This is a genomic window from Paenibacillus barengoltzii G22 (assembly GCF_000403375.2).
GTDB lineage: Bacteria > Bacillota > Bacilli > Paenibacillales > Paenibacillaceae > Fontibacillus > Fontibacillus barengoltzii.
In genome coordinates this window covers 11,958-28,484 of record NZ_KE159652.1, presented here as the reverse complement: position 1 = coordinate 28,484, position 16,527 = coordinate 11,958, and the positions used below count along the sequence as shown (strand labels likewise).

The window sequence follows — 16,527 nt, the reverse complement described above, 5'->3', positions numbered from 1 at the left end:
TAACCAAGTCCTGATTTGACTGTATAACGCTCTATTCTACGCCGACTTCCGCGCCTTCCAGATTGAGACTGAGCTTGTCGCTCGACGCATCGTCCTCGTCGTCGATCTCTTTCATCTCGATCTCTTCTTCGTTTTCGGTCAGGATCTTGACGTCCATACCCAAGCTTTGCAGCTCTTTGATCAAGACCTTAAACGATTCAGGCACGCCCGGTTCAGGCACGTTTTCCCCTTTAACGATGGATTCGTAGGTTTTCACCCGACCCACCACGTCATCCGATTTGACGGTAAGAATCTCTTGCAGCGTATAAGCAGCACCGTAAGCTTCGAGCGCCCATACTTCCATCTCCCCGAAACGCTGACCACCGAACTGAGCTTTACCACCCAGCGGTTGCTGCGTAACGAGCGAGTAAGGACCCGTCGAGCGAGCATGGATCTTATCGTCAACCATGTGCGCCAGCTTGATCATGTGCATGACACCGACGGTAACTTCACGTTCGAACGGTTCACCTGTGCGGCCATCGTACAGGATCGTTTTACCGTTCCGCTGCATGCCCGCTTCTTCCATCGTATCGAATACGTCTTCTTCATTGGCTCCGTCGAATACCGGCGTTGCCACGTGAATCCCCATCTTAAGGGCAGCCATACCCAGGTGGATCTCCAGCACCTGCCCGATGTTCATCCGCGAAGGTACGCCCAGCGGATTCAGGACAACCTGTACTGGCGTTCCGTCTGGCATAAACGGCATATCTTCTTCCGGCAAAATCCGGGCCACGACCCCTTTGTTACCATGGCGTCCAGCCATCTTGTCGCCTTCGGAGATTTTCCGTTTCTGTGCAATGTACACCCGAACGAGTTGGTTAACACCTGGCGGCAATTCATCGCCGTTCTCACGGGTAAACACCTTCACGTCAACAACAATCCCATCGGTACCGTGAGGCACACGCAGGGAAGTATCACGAACTTCGCGAGCTTTCTCACCAAAGATGGCGTGCAGCAAGCGTTCTTCTGCGGTCAGCTCCGTTACACCCTTAGGTGTTACTTTACCAACCAGGATGTCGCCGGCAGCAATTTCTGCACCAACGCGGATAATACCGCGTTCATCCAGGTTACGCAGCGCTTCTTCGCCGACGTTCGGGATGTCGCGAGTAATCTCTTCCGGTCCGAGCTTCGTGTCGCGGGCTTCGGATTCGTATTCCTCGATATGGATCGAAGTATATACATCTTCCTTCACCAGCTTCTCGCTCAGCAGGATCGCATCCTCGTAGTTGTAACCTTCCCAAGTCATAAAGGCAACGACCACGTTGCGGCCCAATGCCAATTCGCCCATTTCCGTCGAAGGACCGTCCGCAAGGATGTCACCTTTCTTAACGATGTCGCCCCGTTTGACGATCGGACGTTGGTTAATGCAGGTTCCTTGGTTAGAACGCATAAATTTGTGCAACTTATATTTCACAAGGTCGCCTTTGACTTCTTTTCCGTCTACGACTTCGATACGGCGGAGCCAAATTTGGTTCGCTTCCGACCGTTCGATGATCCCGTCATATTTCGACACGATGCAGACACCGGAGTCTTTTGCAGCCTTATGTTCCATCCCCGTACCGACAAGCGGAGCTTTAGGAACAAGCAACGGCACCGCTTGACGCTGCATGTTCGAACCCATGAGCGCACGGTTGGAGTCGTCGTTCTCCAAGAACGGAATCAGCGCCGTAGCGACGGATACAACCTGTTTCGGCGAAATATCCATGTAGTCTACGCGACTGCTTGGCATCGTCAAGATGTTATCCGATTGCTTATTGTAACGAACGATGACGAACTCATCTTCGAACTTGTTGTCTGGCGTCAGCTTCGCGTTCGCTTGCGCAATGACATAGTTGTCTTCTTCGTCGGCCGTCAGGTAGGCCACTTGATCCGTAACGGTTCCCGTCTTCGGATCAACCCATCGATACGGCGCTTCGATGAAGCCATACTCATTGATTCGCGCATAAGTAGACAGGGAGTTGATCAAACCGATGTTCGGACCTTCCGGCGTTTCGATCGGACACATCCGGCCATAGTGGGACGGGTGAACGTCACGCACTTCCATGCCGGCACGTTCCCGAGTCAAACCGCCTGGACCGAGCGCAGACAAACGGCGTTTGTGCGTCAGTTCAGCGAGCGGGTTCGTTTGGTCCATAAACTGAGACAGCTGCGAGCTGCCGAAGAACTCTTTGATCGATGCGATGACAGGACGGATATTTATGAGCGCCTGCGGCGTAATCACGTTCGCATCCTGAATCGACATTCTTTCGCGCACGACACGTTCCATCCGGGACAAGCCGATGCGGAATTGGTTCTGCAGAAGCTCACCAACGGAGCGCAGACGACGGTTACCCAGATGATCGATATCGTCCGTGCTGCCGATGCCGTGCAGCAGATTGATAAAATAGCTGATCGAAGAAATAATATCAGCAGGTGTAATATGCTTCACCGATTTATCGATATTGCGGTTCGCGATTACCTTAACCACTTTACCGTCTTCAATCGGGGAGAATACGTCGATGGTTTGCAACGGCACATCATCTACGTCAAGGACGCCGCCGGCTACATGGTAGTTCTTGAAGCCCACGCCGTTCTCAAGGTAAGGTAAAATTTCATCCAACAAGCGGCGGTCAACCATTTGACCCGCTTCGGCGATAATTTCACCCGTCGTTGTATCAATCAGCGTCTCAGCAAGACGTTGGTTGAACAAACGGTTCTTGATGTGCAGCTTTTTATTGATTTTATAACGACCGACATTCGCCAGATCGTAACGTTTTGGATCGAAGAAGCGCGCTACCAGCAAGCTCTTCGCATTTTCCAGAGTCGGCGGTTCACCCGGACGCAAACGTTCATAGATCTCGATCAAGGCTTTCTCTGTCGAATCCGTATTGTCTTTATCCAGCGTATTGCGGATGTACTCGTCGTTGCCGAGCAAATCCAGAATTTCCGCATCGGTTCCGAAGCCAAGCGCACGCAGCAACACGGTTACCGGAATTTTGCGGGTGCGGTCGATCCGCACGTAGATAATATCTTTCGCATCCGTCTCCAACTCGAGCCAAGCGCCGCGGTTAGGGATAACGGTTGCGGTATACATTTTCTTACCGTTCTTATCCACTTTCGTACTGAAATAGACGCTAGGAGAGCGAACCAACTGGCTGACAATAACCCGTTCCGCACCGTTAATAATAAACGTACCGGTTTCGGTCATCAGCGGGAAATCTCCCATGAACACTTCCTGCTCTTTGACTTCGCCGGTTTCCTTATTAATGAGCCGGACTTTGACCCGAAGCGGCGCCGCATAGGTAACGTCGCGCTCTTTCGCGTCATCCACCGTATACTTCGGTTCGCCCAGGCTGTAATCGATAAACTCCAACACCAGATTTCCGGTGAAATCCTGAATCGGCGAGATATCTTGGAACATTTCCCGAAGGCCTTCTTCCAAGAACCACTCATAGGATTTCTGTTGGATTTCGATCAGGTTCGGTACTTCGAGTATCTCGTTAATTCGCGCATAACTACGCCGAGTGCGTCGACCATATTGAACAAGATGTCCTGCCAACTTAAACTCACCCCTCATGTCTACTCACTTAAAAATACATTGCGAACCCGTGTTTGTGCCCTTATAATAGACCCATACGGATTCATCCACAAATAAAGAAAAGCCCTTATCGAATGCTTTCGAAAAAAGAGCATCATTTATCCGTGTCTGTTTCTGCTCTGATGTCCTCATAATCATTAGTTTATCCAAAATGTGCATATTATACGTAGAACGACACATTTTTATGCATTGTTCCCGTAGAACTATTGACATTTCAGCAAACTAAAGCCACAGAGGGCATCCTAATGCTGACATTTTATAATAATAACATATCGGATTTGTCAAGTCAACCTTATTCTTTTACCGCCCGATAAATACGGTACCCCTTGTCCTTCGTCACTTCCTCCACCCGCGAAAACAGCGACTCCAACTTCTCTTTCGCTGACGGCGCCCCTTGTTTCTTCTGGATTACCACCCATAGCGATCCGCCAGAACGCAACCGTTCATAAGCACCTTCAAAAATGGCGTGCACCGTAGCTTTACCAGCCCGAATCGGCGGATTGGTCAATACCACATCGAACTTCCGATTGTCTAACGCAGAGAACAAATCGCTCTCCAGTACGGTGATGTTGTTCACGCCGTTCGCCGCCGCATTCTCTTTCGCTAATTCCACCGCACGAGAGTTCACATCGATCATCGTCACATGACCCTTGGTCGCCAGCCTCGCCGCTGCCAGTCCGATCGGTCCATATCCGCAGCCTACGTCCAATACCTCTGCGTCTTGCGGAATGTCCATAGCTTCAATTAAAGTGCGACTGCCGAAGTCAACGCCTCCCTTGGCAAAAACGCCGGCATCGCTGACGAAGCGATAGCTTTGCCCCCGCAGCACCGTATCCCAGGTTTTCCGATCATGCGCCGCAGTAGGCTGGCTTGCGTAGTAGTGATCCGCCATGATTTCTTGTTTCCCTCCATTAGCATCTAGTCATCTATCTGTACCTGTCCCCTATTATATCCATTACCACAACTTCATGTAAGGGGAGAAAGGCAACAAACCCCTTGAATCAAGTTCAAGGGGTTTGTGATCGAGAAACAAGCTACTATTTCAGTTCTACAGTTGCGCCTGCTTCTTCCAGTTTTGCTTTGATGCCTTCTGCTTCTTCTTTGCTTACTTTTTCTTTCAGCGGTTTTGGAGCGTTGTCAACCAGGTCTTTGGCTTCTTTCAAGCCGAGGCCCGTGATTTCGCGAACCACTTTGATAACGTTGATTTTGGAAGCACCAGCGTTAGTCAGTACTACGTCGAATTCGGATTGTTCTTCAGCTGCGCCACCGCCAGCTGCACCGCCGCCAGCTACAACAACCGGAGCTGCTGCAGTTACGCCGAATTCTTCTTCGATTGCTTTAACAAGATCGTTCAGTTCAAGAACGGTCATACCTTTGATTGCTTCCAAGATTGCTTCTTTACTCATGGTAGAACCTCCATTATATAATAGTTTGTTTGTTGCGAATCAGATAACTTGCATCCGCAAGGCTAACTTACGCGCTTGCTTCTTCTTTCTCGGCAACGGCTTTGACAGCCAGTGCGAAGTTGCGAACAGGTGCTTGAAGTACGCTGAGGAGCATCGAAAGCAAACCTTCGCGGGAAGGAAGATCCGCGAGCGCTTTGATTTGGTCGACGCCAACAACACGGCCTTCAACCACGCCACCTTTCACTTTCAGAGCATCGTTCTTCTTGGCGAATTCGCTCAAGATTTTCGCTGGAGCTACTGCATCTTCCTTACTGAACGCGATGGCCGTAGGACCGGTCAACACTTCGTCCAGCTCGGTCAATTCCGCAGCAGCCGTAGCGCGGCGAATGAGCGTGTTCTTCAGCACTTGGAATTCCACGCCAGCTTCACGAAGCTGTTTGCGGAGTTCGGTAACTTGAGCAACATTCAATCCGCGATAATCCGCAACGACGGTCGTTGCGCTTTCGCGCAATTTGGACGTTACAGCTTCAACGGCTTCTTGTTTTGCTTGAATGACTTTTGCGTTTGCCAAACTGCACACCTCCTATTAGATTCATGAGCCTCTTGCTACTTCCGCAAGGCATTGAAAAAAGCCTCCGCAGAATCACGAAGGCTTTGATGGATCATCCGCACACAACAAGAGCTGTGTACAGCGACGTTCTATCACAACACCTCGGTAGGAAATTAAGCCTCACGGCACCTACTGTCTACGGTAAGCATATTCATATTTAAGTCTCACTTCAAAACAACTGTTTCAGTATACCAAGGCGACACCGTGGTGTCAATCCCCGTTCCGTTTAGAACGAGAGGTATTATCTGTAAGCAGCTGTACTTACGCGAGCACTTGGGCCCATGGTCGAAGAAATCGCGATATTCTTCAAGTATACGCCCTTTGCAGCGGCCGGTTTAGCCCGGTTCAATGCGTCGATGAGAGCCTTAAGGTTCTCATTCAATTGTTCAGCAGTAAAGGATACTTTACCGATTGGCGCATGAATTTGACCCGCTTTGTCCAGACGGTACTCGATTTTACCGGCTTTGATTTCTTGAACGGCTTTAGCTACGTCAAACGTAACTGTACCTGCTTTCGGGTTAGGCATGAGACCTTTACCACCGAGCAGACGGCCGAGTTTACCAACTTCGCTCATCATGTCCGGTGTAGCTACGCAGACATCGAACTCGAACCAGCCTTGTTGGATTTTGTTGATCATATCTTGATCGCCGACGAAATCTGCTCCGGCTGCTTCTGCTTCCTTCGCTTTATCGCCTTTGGCGAATACCAATACGCGTTGGGTTTTGCCTGTGCCATGCGGCAGAACAACAACACCACGAACGGCTTGGTCTTGTTTACGAGGGTCTACGCCCAAACGAACTGCAGCTTCTACGGTTTCGTCGAATTTTGCAGTCGCTGCCTTCTTCACCAGTTCAACGGCTTCCAAAGGCTCATACGTCGCTTCGCTGTCGATCAGCTTAGCGGCTTCCAGGTATTTCTTACCGTGTTTAGCCATGAATTCGTCCTCCTCTGTGGTATTAGCGGAAATTCCTCCCACTGTTGATGGGCCATATAAACAAGCTTCGCTCATCTATAGAACCTCATCCGAGGATGAAATTTAATATCGTAAATGTAGATTAAGAAATTTCATCCATTCGACCAAGATTAGTCTTGGATCGTGATGCCCATGCTGCGGGCTGTACCTTCAACCATACGCATAGCCGCTTCAACGGATGCTGCGTTCAGGTCAGGCATTTTTTGCTCCGCGATTTGACGAACGGTGTCGCGTTTCACGGTAGCCACTTTCTTCTTGTTCGGTTCGCCGGAACCTTTCTCGATCTTCGCTGCAACACGAAGCAGAACGGCAGCCGGTGGAGTTTTGGTGATGAATGTAAACGAACGGTCTTCAAACACCGAAATTTCAACCGGAATGATCAAACCTGCTTGATCGGCAGTACGCGCGTTGAATTCTTTACAGAATGCCATGATGTTGACACCTGCTTGACCCAGCGCCGGACCTACCGGAGGTGCAGGGTTCGCTTTCCCCGCAGGAATTTGCAGTTTTACCACTTTGATAACTTTTTTCGCCATGTAAAACACCTCCTTGCCCTAATAGTGGTAGACGGAAGCCTTACAGCCCCTCCCACTTTGAAACCCTAAGAAACCTTTAGAAGTTGCAAAATTATATCTTCTCCACCTGAGAGTAATCCAGCTCAAGTGGGGTTTCTCGTCCAAACATGTTGACGTGAACCTTAACCTTGCTCTTGTCGGTCAGAATTTCCTCAATTGAGCCTACAAAATTGGCAAAAGGACCAACTTTGATACGCACATTTTCCTTGAGCTCAAATTCGATGACCGGCTTCGGTTCCTCCATACCCATATGCGCCAAAATCTGATCCACTTCTTCAGGGAGCAGCGGCGTTGGCTTGGAACCGGAACCCGTAGAGCCGACGAACCCGGTGACTCCCGGCGTGTTGCGCACAACATACCAAGAATCGTCGGTTTGGATCATTTCCACCAAGACGTAACCGGGGTAAACTTTACGCATGACAGTCTTCTTCTTACCGTCTTTGTTCACCACTTCTTCTTCCATCGGAACAAGAACGCGGAATATCTTGTCTTCCATGCCCATGGACTCGACGCGTTTTTCCAAATTGGCTTTGACTTTGTTCTCATACCCAGAGTAGGTATGAACGACGTACCATCTTTTTTCCATATCAAGCCACCTAGGGACCCTTCTTAAATTATCGCTTCGATCACAGCAGAAATGCCGATGTCCAGAACCCAAAAATAAATCGCGACAACGGTAATTGTACCGAGCACAATCAGCGTATAATTAGTCAGCTCTTTACGATTAGGCCAGCGAACCTTTTTAAGCTCAGCCCAGCTCTCAGAGAAAAAAGAAAACAACGACTTGAAACTACGTTTCATGCGCGACTACACCTCCAAGGACTATCTGGTTTCGCGATGAGGAACTTGCTCGTTGCAGAACTTGCAATACTTCTTCATCTCCATGCGGTCGGGGTGGTTACGCTTGTTTTTCGTTGTCGTGTAGTTTCTTTGTTTGCAATTCGTACAAGCCAACGTAATTATTACCCGCATGATGTGCACCTCCCGAAGACATTCTTTAATGAGCTGTCTCTATATTGACCTAAAATCGAATGTTCGCCACCTAAAAAAGGGAAACACAAAATTAGGCCTACCTAAAACACTTTATCATATGGCACAACCCGTGTCAACGAGGCATCCTGCTAATGCTCTACGATTATTTACAGTATAGCTCACGATTTTGGAAGATAAACCCTGAGGAGAGGAAACGATGGGGATATCCCTTCAGTAAAGGGAAGAAGAAAAAGCAGATGCACCAAGCGAATCCGCGTTGTTCGCCTGTGAAGGCGGAGATCAAGAAACGTTTCTTTGCGGTAAAAAAAGGGTTCCCTGCAACCAGGTCCCCCTTGGGTCTGCTTATTGAATGTATGTAGCATAGGGATAGATATATAAGTTCAAATACTGCCGTCGCGAACTTCCAGATAACGCTCCAGCTTGCGCTTGACGCGCTGCAGAGCGTTGTCGATCGATTTGACATGGCGATTCAAATCCACGGCGATCTCCTGATAGGACCTTCCGTCCAAATAGAGCATCAGCACTTTGCGTTCCAAATCACTGAGGATCTCGGACATCTTGTCCTCCAGGCCGGTAAACTCCTCCTGGTTGATGATCAATTCTTCCGGATCACTCACCTGAGAGCCGCAAATGACGTCGAGCAACGTTCGATCCGATTCCTCATCGTAGATCGGCTTGTCCAAGGAAACGTACGAATTCAACGGAATATGCTTCTGCCTCGTAGCCGTCTTGATCGCGGTAATGATCTGGCGCGTGATGCACAGCTCCGCGAATGCTTTGAACGAAGCCAGCTTATCCCCCCGAAAGTCCCGGATCGATTTGTAGAGTCCGATCATGCCTTCCTGGATGATATCTTCGCGGTCGGCGCCGATCAGAAAATAAGACCTCGCCTTAGCGCGCACGAAGCTCCGATACTTGTTAATCAAGTATTCCAACGCTTCACTGTCGCCTTCTCGAACCGCCTCGACAATGTCTTCGTCACTTTGGATCTCATAGTCAAACCTTACCCATGTATCGAGTTTGACACTCACCACAAATCCCTCCGGCCGCAACGCACGGTTCCCCGTCACTCATTCAAGTAATACGAACAGTATATATGAAGGTGCATACTAGCGTCAACCGCAAAAGTACCAAAAGATGTAAAGTCGAACTTTGTCAAGGGTATATGGTAGTAGAACTCGAGAATTCCCTTTCATTCCCTGCGCCATCGTTCAAACAACTGTCTTAGCTCTGGGCTTAGCTTGGCATCCAGCGTATTGCGGCTGGAATTGGCGCTGCGCTCGGCGATTTTGGCCTGGATTTCCTTCTCGCTTTGCTCTACCTGGATCAAGAGTTCCCTGGCCGATATCCGCAGCGCGCCCTGTCCAAAAATCACGTGCTGCTCCACCATATCGCTTGTGGCAACATAGATTTGCCGGCGACGGTGGCTCAGCTCACCGACCAGCCGTTCAATGCATTCGTCAGCCGTTTCCTTCTCTTTCGTGAAAACCAACTCCACCTTGTTCTGGGTATAGGACTTGCCCAGCCCCGGAACCCGATAAGCATCAAAGACGACGATTACCTTTCTCCCGGAAAAAGCTTGATAATCGGCAAGCCGCTCAAGCAGCCTGTCCCTTGCAGCCTGCAGATCCCGCTTGGACAGTTCCGCCAACTCAGGCCAGCCGCCGATCATATTGTATCCGTCTACCAATAGCACATCGCGCACATCGCGCATGGCCTTTATCCTTCAGCGCGTCGTCTGCGCAGCACTTCGTACATAATGACCCCGGCCGCTACCGAGGCGTTCAGGGAATTGAGCCGTCCGTTCATCGGGAGCTTGACCAGGACATCGCACGTTTCCCGAACGAGGCGCCCCATACCTTTGTTCTCATTGCCGATGACGATCGCCACCGGCCCGGTCAGCACGTTGCCGCTGCGATACATCTCTTCTTTTGCACCTACGTCTGTACCAACGATCCATACGCCTGCTTCCTTCAATTGCTCCATGGTCTGAACCAAATTTGTTACCCGTGCAACAGGGACGTACTCCACCGCTCCGGCCGAGGTTTTCGACACGGTGGCTGTCACCGATGCCGAACGGCGTTTTGGAATAATTACTCCATGCACCCCGGTGCACTCTGCTGTCCGGAGAATCGAGCCCAAATTATGCGGGTCTTCAATCTCGTCCAGAATCAACAAGAAAGGCGGTTCCCCGCATTCCTGCGCACGGGCCAGCAAATCGTCCACTTCCGCGTAGGCGTAAGGGGCAACTTGAGCGACCACGCCCTGATGCTGCAGGCCGGGCGCCATTTGGTCCAGCTTACGCTTGTCCACAAATTGCACGACAATGCCGTGTTTTTTCGCTTCAGCCACGATTGGCTGGGTAAGATGCTTCTGGGCGCCTTCGGCCACCCATATTTTATTGATTGTGCGGCCGGCATGCAGCGCTTCAAGCAGCGAATGCTTGCCGCCAATCCATTCTTGTTCCTCCATCGGAATCCTCCTATGCAATGATGACACTTTGTTAGTCACGGTCCCGATTGTCCTCTAAATCGGCAAATCCGTGGGCAATCAACTCGCGGAGGCGATCATGCGCTCCGGTGTAATATAAGTAACCGACCAGGCTCTCCAAAGCGGTGGCGAGTCGGTAATCTTGCACGTTGGCGTTCTTCGGCACCGTGCCGGACTTGGCATTGCGCCCTTGGCGGACAACGTCCTTCTCTTCTTCGGTGAGCAGCGGATCGATCTGCTCCAGCAGCCGAGCCTGCGCCTTGGCCGAGACGTACTTCGTCGACTGGCCGTGCAGGTGATGGGGCCGCAGGTTCGGGCGGGCCATCACGTGTTGGCGGACGGCGACCTCGTAGACGGCGTCGCCGATGTAGGCGAGGGCGAGCGGCGGCAGCAGCCGAGCCGGCTTGGCGGGCAGGTCCGGGAACCAGAGCGCGGCGGGTGCGCCGTGCTCGGGGGCCGCAGGACCGCCCTCTGGGGCGAGCGGCGACGCGGGAGCCGCGGATTGCGCGGCGGCGCTGGGCGCGGCCGGGCTTGGCGGCTCCGCCGCTAGGCCCGGTCGCTCCGCTGCGGCGGCGTCCTGGCCAGGCTGGGCCGTTGCGCCAGCTGCCTGGCCCGGCCGTGCGGCGGCGCCCACGTCCTGGCCGGGACGCACTGCTGCGCCGGTCAGGTCGCCTGCGCCGGCTTCTTGGCGCAGCCGTTCGCCTGCGTCTAGGCCCTGCCGCTCGCCGGCGCCTGCCCGTGGCTCTTGCGGCCCGCTCATTTGCGCCGCCATCTCATGCCCTGCGGCGTATCTTCGAGCACGATGCCACGGGCATCCAACAGGTCGCGGATTTCGTCCGCGCGCGCCCAGTTTTTGGCCTTCCGCGCTTCAGCCCGCTCTGCAATCAGCGCCTCGATCTCTTCCCCAGGCAGCTCCGTCTCCGGCGGCAAAGCGATACGCAGCACGCCGTTCATCTCCTCGAACAGCTGCAGCGCCGCTTCCAGATCACCGCGTGCTGCCACCGCCTGCTGCAGCAGCGTATTCACTTCGCTCACCCATTCAAACACCGCCGTAATCGCGTCCGGGGTGTTGAAGTCGTCCTGCATTTTGGCATGGAACAAATTGCGGATGGTCTCCAGCTTCTCTGCCCACTCCGGGGTAACCTTCGTTTCCCCGCCCTGGGGTGCTGCGCTCAGACGATGGCGAAGGTTGTTCGCGGCGTTGCTGATCCGTTCTACACTGCGCTCCGCTTGCAGCATCGTCTCTTCCGAGAAGTTCAGCGGATTGCGATAGTGAGTCGATAGCATAAAGTAACGGATCGCTTCCCGTTTATATTGTGCACGCAAATCCTTGACAAGTACGCCGTTGCCTAGGGACTTGGACATTTTTTCCCCGTCGATATTGATATATCCGTTATGCATCCAGTATCTGGCGAGCGGTTTGCCCGTGGCAGCTTCCGATTGTGCAACTTCGCATTCATGGTGCGGGAACTGCAGGTCCTGGCCACCGCCGTGAATGTCCAGCGTGTCGCCCAGCAGTTGCCGAGACATCGCCGAGCATTCGATATGCCAGCCGGGACGACCTTCGCCCCATGGGCTGCTCCAATGAATTTCGCCGGGCTTAGCCGCTTTCCAGAGCACGAAATCCTCCGGATTTTCTTTACGTTCGTCCACGTCGATGCGGATGCCAAATTGCAGCTCGTCGATATTTTGACCGGACAGCTTGCCGTATTCCGGGAATTTATGCGTACGGAAAAATACGTCCCCGCCGCTTTCATAAGCAAACCCTTTTTGCTCCAGGTCGCGGATAAAGTCGATGATCACATCCATGTTCTCCGTAACCCGCGGATTTGCTGTGGCGCGCGGAATTCCAAGGCCGTCCAAATCCTCGTAATAGGCTTTAATGAACATCTCAGCCACTTCAGGCACGGTGAGGTTCATCTCTTCTGCTTTGCGAATCAGCTTGTCATCTACATCTGTAAAGTTCACAACGTAATTCACATCGTATTTCTGATTCACCAGGTAGCTGCGTACCACATCAAAAAAGATCATCGGCCGCGCATTCCCAATATGAATATAACCGTATACGGTAGGTCCGCAAACATACATCTTCACTTTTCCCGGCGTCAGGCTGACGAACTCTTCCTTCGCCCGGGTTAAGGTGTTATAGATTTGCAATGCCATACTACACTTTCCTTCCCTGTAAGGTTAATTTCCTGCGGTTGATATTGGTTGTTTTCCAATTGGCTTCCCATCACGATGGGGGTCATCGGAGTGAATGCGACATCGAATCTTGAATTCAGTCAGTCGCTCCGTTGCTCACGTAGATCCACCTACGCTCCGCTACTCACTCCCTCCTTCATCCAACCTTCTCGGTGCTGAAAACCCAATTTGAAAACTTTGATTCTATGCGGTTGTTTTCCAATTGGCTTCCCATCACGATGGGGGTCATCGGAGTGAATGCGACATCGAATCTTGAATTCAGTCAGTCGCTCCGTTGCTCACGTAGATCCACCTACGCTCCGCTACTCACTCCCTCCTTCATCCAACCTTCTCGGTGCTGAAAACCCAATTTGAAAACTTTGATTCTATGCGGTTGTTTTCCAATTGGCTTCCCATCACGATGGGGTCATCGGAGTTGGTGTGGCGTCAAGCCGCCCCCATTGCTAACGGACCTCAGAGACCTTATTGTCTCATTTCCCAGGGTTTCCCCCGTCTAACGGACTCCAGCGGCCTTAATCCGCATAAATCCCGCAAGAGACAAGCAATTTGGGGCAAATAACGTCATCTGTGTCCGTTAGATTTGAGACAGCCCGTTTTCCAATACATTAACGTCTCTAGAGTCCGTTAGACGCAGGTCGCACAATCACCACGATCAGCACAACCCGTTTACGTTTCCGTCGGCTGCTTCTCACGCAGCTGTTGCTTGAGCTCCCGGACTTCGCCGCGCAACTGCTCAATCTCACGCTGCATCTCGCGCATCGCGTCGACCACCGGGTCCGGCAGTTGATGGCTGAGCCGGTCCAGACGCTTTCCGTCCTGGCGAACCACTCGGCCCGGGATGCCAACCACGGTGCTGCCGGCAGGCACTTCCTTCAGAACCACCGAGTTTGCTCCGATGTTCGCCTGATCTCCGATCTTAAACGACCCCAGGACCTTCGCCCCCGAACCGATCACGACATTGTTGCCGACGGTTGGATGCCGTTTGCCTTTTTCCTTTCCGCTGCCGCCCAGCGTGACTCCCTGATAGATAACCACATCGTCCCCGATTTCGCAAGTTTCTCCAATGACGACGCCCATGCCATGGTCGATAAACAGCCGATTGCCGATTCGCGCCCCGGGATGGATCTCAATGCCGGTAAAAAACCGACTAACCTGCGATATGATGCGTGCCGTTGTATACCAGCGGTGACGATAGAAAAAGTGCGCAATCCGGTGGCTCCAAATCGCATGCAGACCGGAATAGGTAAAGATCACTTCGAACCAGCTGCGTGCCGCAGGGTCATTGTCGAACACCGCCTGAATATCGGATCGGATTCTCTTGAACATAGTCTTCCCCACCTTCTTTTCCTATCGCAAACAGAATTAAAAAAAACGTCCCTGCAGCTTACGCTGCAGAGACGCCTGACGACGTGGTTCCACTCTGCTTTGGATGAGTTCGCCTTTAGGGGCGGTTGATGTCCATTACAGGCTCAACCAAGCTTTGCTCTTAAGGTGACTCCTCCCTCTTAAAGTCCTTAACGCGGACAAAACGGCGAAAGCTACCTCGCCTTATTCAAGGCGTGTTCGCATTCGCGGCTCCCGGGTGCATTTCCGCCAGCACATATCCAGATAACTTCCAGCCTGGTATCTTCTTTGCGTGGTCCGCTCTGAAGGGTCCCGGTTATCCTCTCTGGTCGATACGGCTGATCGCGTACTTCTCCCGATCTATGCCATTTTGGCTCTAAAGACGGCGGTCTGCCGCCATGGTTCTAGTTGCAAGGTCTATCTGCATTAATATTACCTAATGGACGTCCTACTGACAATGGTAGCCCGGAAAAAATGTATCCCTTCTAACGCTGATCACAGACGTTATTCGAGCAAAAAGAGGGTACATTCAGCGCTAACGCTTGCCAGACACCTTATTCCTTGATTTCAGCAAGGAAATGGGCCTAATTTGCCACAATAAGCACTCTGATAAGCGTTAGAACAGAAAATCGGTCCGTTTCGCCTAAATAAGTGCTGTGGCAAGCGTTAGCGCAATAGTGCTATGCGTCGTGCGCACAAGCCGGCCGGATATGGGGCGACTTGGACAGCTGTTGGCAACCTTAATCGGCCCACCTGGGCCGTGTTGCCAACACGGAGCATTCCTACGCGACCCTACAAAGCAGCGATACGTGCCTTCAACCGCTCAATGACCTTATCCCGGCCCAGCAGATAAATCGTTTGGTTCAGGTCACGGCCATGCATTTGCCCGGTCAGTGCCACGCGGATCGGCATGAACAAGCCTTTTCCTTTGCTGCCCGTCTCCTTCTGTACCTCTTTGATGGCAGCGCCGATGTTCTCCACGCTGAAGTCGGCAAGGCCTTCTACCTTAGCCAAGAACGTCGACAGTACGTTTGGCACTTGCGGCTCGGCCAGCACGGCAGCGGCTTCTTCGTCCACCGACAGCTCGCTGCGGAAGAACAACTCCGACAGCTCCACGATGTCTGAAGCGGCCGTCATTTGCTCTTGATACAACGCCACAAGCGCCTCGGCCCATGCTTGCTGCTCCGGCGACAGCTCCGCCGGAAGCCGTCCTGCCTGTTGCAAATGCGGGATGGCCAGCGAAGCGATCCGCTTCGGATCGGCGTTCTTGATGTAATGATTATTCAGGTGCGCCAGCTTGTTCGTATCAAACACCGCCGGGCTGCGCGACAAGCGGTTCGCGTCGAAGATCGAAATCAGCTCGTCCTTGCTGAAAATCTCTTCTTCCCCTTCCGGCGACCAGCCCAGCAGGGCGATAAAATTAAACATCGCTTCTGGCAAATAACCGAGTTGATCGTACTGCTCGATAAATTGGATGACCGATTCGTCGCGTTTACTTAGCTTTTTGTGGTTCTCCCCAACGATCAGCGTCATGTGCCCAAATACCGGCGGCTCCCAACCAAACGCATCGTAGATCATCAACTGACGAGGCGTATTGGATACGTGGTCCTCCCCGCGCAGCACATGCGTGATGTTCATCAGATGATCGTCCAGCACAACGGCGAAGTTGTAGGTCGGAATGCCATCTTTTTTCACAATGACAAAATCTCCGCTGACGTCGGATTCAAACGAAATTGGCCCTTTCACCAAATCGTCGAACTTAAACGTACGGCCTTCCGGTACACGGAAACGAATGCTGTATTGGCGGCCTTCCGCGTCGTACGCAGCCAGTTGCTCCGGCGTCAGATGACGGCATTTCCCGGAGTATTTCGGCGTCTCTCCGCGCGCCATTTGTTCTTCGCGTTCTTTTTCCAGTTCCTCTTCCGTACAGTAGCAACGATAAGCCAGCCCCCGGTCCAGCAGATCTTGCACCAGCGGGCGATACAAATCCAGACGTTCTGTTTGCCGGTACGGTCCGTAGTTTCCACCGACATCCACGCTTTCGTCCCAGTCCATGCCCAACCACTTGAGGTAGGTCAGCTGGTTCTCCTCACCGCCGGCCACATTGCGCTTCACGTCCGTATCTTCGATGCGGACGATGAATTTGCCTCCGTGATGTCTGGCGAACAAATAATTAAACAACGCCGTTCTGGCGTTCCCGATATGTAAATGACCCGTTGGACTCGGCGCATAGCGCACGCGTACTTCAGCCATTCCAATCCCCTCCCTAATTTTATGACGTTGCCGTCAAGGCTCTATCCTTATAGTTAGCGAAAATA

The 16,527-nt window shown here is 52.2% G+C and carries 16 protein-coding genes and 1 other annotated feature; all 16 genes read right to left on the bottom strand.

The window, feature by feature from the left end:
• Positions 1-31 precede the first annotated feature (31 nt).
• Positions 32-3,577 (bottom strand): DNA-directed RNA polymerase subunit beta, encoded by a 3,546-nt coding sequence (rpoB, locus tag C812_RS00135; protein ID WP_028539486.1) that lies wholly within the window; start codon positions 3,575-3,577, stop codon positions 32-34.
• 331 nt (positions 3,578-3,908) lie between these two features.
• Positions 3,909-4,508 carry a class I SAM-dependent methyltransferase gene (locus C812_RS00130; protein ID WP_016310708.1) on the bottom strand — a complete coding sequence of 200 codons (600 nt, stop codon included), beginning with the start codon at positions 4,506-4,508 and terminating at the stop codon, positions 3,909-3,911.
• Between the two features lie 145 nt (positions 4,509-4,653).
• A complete protein-coding gene (gene rplL / locus C812_RS00125; protein WP_016310707.1) occupies positions 4,654-5,022 on the bottom strand; it encodes a 50S ribosomal protein L7/L12 in 369 nt (122 codons plus the stop codon).
• A 67-nt stretch (positions 5,023-5,089) separates the two neighbouring features.
• Positions 5,090-5,593: a 50S ribosomal protein L10 gene (gene rplJ, locus C812_RS00120; protein ID WP_016310706.1), complete on the bottom strand. Its 504-nt coding sequence runs from the start codon at positions 5,591-5,593 to the stop codon at positions 5,090-5,092.
• 44 nt (positions 5,594-5,637) lie between these two features.
• Positions 5,638-5,792, bottom strand: a sequence feature (ribosomal protein L10 leader region).
• Between the two features lie 81 nt (positions 5,793-5,873).
• Entirely contained in the window at positions 5,874-6,566 is a 693-nt protein-coding gene (gene rplA, locus C812_RS00115) for a 50S ribosomal protein L1 (RefSeq protein ID WP_016310705.1), read from the bottom strand.
• 149 nt (positions 6,567-6,715) lie between these two features.
• Positions 6,716-7,141, bottom strand: coding sequence for a 50S ribosomal protein L11 (gene rplK, locus C812_RS00110; protein ID WP_016310704.1), 426 nt, complete (start codon positions 7,139-7,141; stop codon positions 6,716-6,718).
• 91 nt (positions 7,142-7,232) lie between these two features.
• Entirely contained in the window at positions 7,233-7,766 is a 534-nt protein-coding gene (nusG, locus tag C812_RS00105) for a transcription termination/antitermination protein NusG (RefSeq protein WP_009226624.1), read from the bottom strand.
• A gap of 23 nt (positions 7,767-7,789) precedes the next feature.
• Positions 7,790-7,981 carry a preprotein translocase subunit SecE gene (gene secE, locus C812_RS00100; protein ID WP_009226623.1) on the bottom strand — a complete coding sequence of 64 codons (192 nt, stop codon included), beginning with the start codon at positions 7,979-7,981 and terminating at the stop codon, positions 7,790-7,792.
• A 21-nt stretch (positions 7,982-8,002) separates the two neighbouring features.
• Complete coding sequence (gene rpmG / locus C812_RS21715) at positions 8,003-8,152, bottom strand: 50S ribosomal protein L33 (protein WP_009226622.1); 150 nt, start codon at positions 8,150-8,152, stop codon at positions 8,003-8,005.
• Positions 8,153-8,553: 401 nt separating this feature from the next.
• The gene (sigH, locus tag C812_RS00090; RefSeq protein ID WP_016310702.1) at positions 8,554-9,207 is read right to left on the bottom strand and encodes an RNA polymerase sporulation sigma factor SigH; all 654 of its coding nucleotides are present in this window, start codon (positions 9,205-9,207) and stop codon (positions 8,554-8,556) included.
• 158 nt (positions 9,208-9,365) lie between these two features.
• Positions 9,366-9,887, bottom strand: coding sequence for an NYN domain-containing protein (locus C812_RS00085; protein WP_016310701.1), 522 nt, complete (start codon positions 9,885-9,887; stop codon positions 9,366-9,368).
• Positions 9,888-9,892: 5 nt separating this feature from the next.
• Positions 9,893-10,645 (bottom strand): 23S rRNA (guanosine(2251)-2'-O)-methyltransferase RlmB, encoded by a 753-nt coding sequence (gene rlmB / locus C812_RS00080; RefSeq protein ID WP_016310700.1) that lies wholly within the window; start codon positions 10,643-10,645, stop codon positions 9,893-9,895.
• A 31-nt stretch (positions 10,646-10,676) separates the two neighbouring features.
• Complete coding sequence (locus tag C812_RS00075) at positions 10,677-11,054, bottom strand: Mini-ribonuclease 3 (protein ID WP_036624444.1); 378 nt, start codon at positions 11,052-11,054, stop codon at positions 10,677-10,679.
• A gap of 365 nt (positions 11,055-11,419) precedes the next feature.
• Positions 11,420-12,826 carry a cysteine--tRNA ligase gene (gene cysS / locus C812_RS00070; protein ID WP_016310698.1) on the bottom strand — a complete coding sequence of 469 codons (1,407 nt, stop codon included), beginning with the start codon at positions 12,824-12,826 and terminating at the stop codon, positions 11,420-11,422.
• 705 nt (positions 12,827-13,531) lie between these two features.
• On the bottom strand, positions 13,532-14,191 hold the full coding sequence (cysE, locus tag C812_RS00065) for a serine O-acetyltransferase (protein WP_016310697.1): 660 nt from the start codon (positions 14,189-14,191) through the stop codon (positions 13,532-13,534).
• Positions 14,192-15,001: 810 nt separating this feature from the next.
• On the bottom strand, positions 15,002-16,462 hold the full coding sequence (gltX, locus tag C812_RS00060; RefSeq protein ID WP_016310696.1) for a glutamate--tRNA ligase: 1,461 nt from the start codon (positions 16,460-16,462) through the stop codon (positions 15,002-15,004).
• Positions 16,463-16,527: the final 65 nt, after the last annotated feature.

Coding starts and splice junctions, on each gene's coding strand:
- nusG (WP_009226624.1), bottom strand. CDS start 7,766: ATGGAAAAAAGATGGTACGTCGTTCATACCTACTCTGGGTATGAGAAC.
- rplA (WP_016310705.1), bottom strand. CDS start 6,566: ATGGCTAAACACGGTAAGAAATACCTGGAAGCCGCTAAGCTGATCGAC.
- rplK (WP_016310704.1), bottom strand. CDS start 7,141: ATGGCGAAAAAAGTTATCAAAGTGGTAAAACTGCAAATTCCTGCGGGG.
- C812_RS00085 (WP_016310701.1), bottom strand. CDS start 9,887: ATGCGCGATGTGCGCGATGTGCTATTGGTAGACGGATACAATATGATC.
- secE (WP_009226623.1), bottom strand. CDS start 7,981: ATGAAACGTAGTTTCAAGTCGTTGTTTTCTTTTTTCTCTGAGAGCTGG.
- rlmB (WP_016310700.1), bottom strand. CDS start 10,645: ATGGAGGAACAAGAATGGATTGGCGGCAAGCATTCGCTGCTTGAAGCG.
- cysE (WP_016310697.1), bottom strand. CDS start 14,191: ATGTTCAAGAGAATCCGATCCGATATTCAGGCGGTGTTCGACAATGAC.
- cysS (WP_016310698.1), bottom strand. CDS start 12,826: ATGGCATTGCAAATCTATAACACCTTAACCCGGGCGAAGGAAGAGTTC.
- C812_RS00130 (WP_016310708.1), bottom strand. CDS start 4,508: ATGGCGGATCACTACTACGCAAGCCAGCCTACTGCGGCGCATGATCGG.
- rpmG (WP_009226622.1), bottom strand. CDS start 8,152: ATGCGGGTAATAATTACGTTGGCTTGTACGAATTGCAAACAAAGAAAC.
- gltX (WP_016310696.1), bottom strand. CDS start 16,462: ATGGCTGAAGTACGCGTGCGCTATGCGCCGAGTCCAACGGGTCATTTA.
- rplL (WP_016310707.1), bottom strand. CDS start 5,022: ATGAGTAAAGAAGCAATCTTGGAAGCAATCAAAGGTATGACCGTTCTT.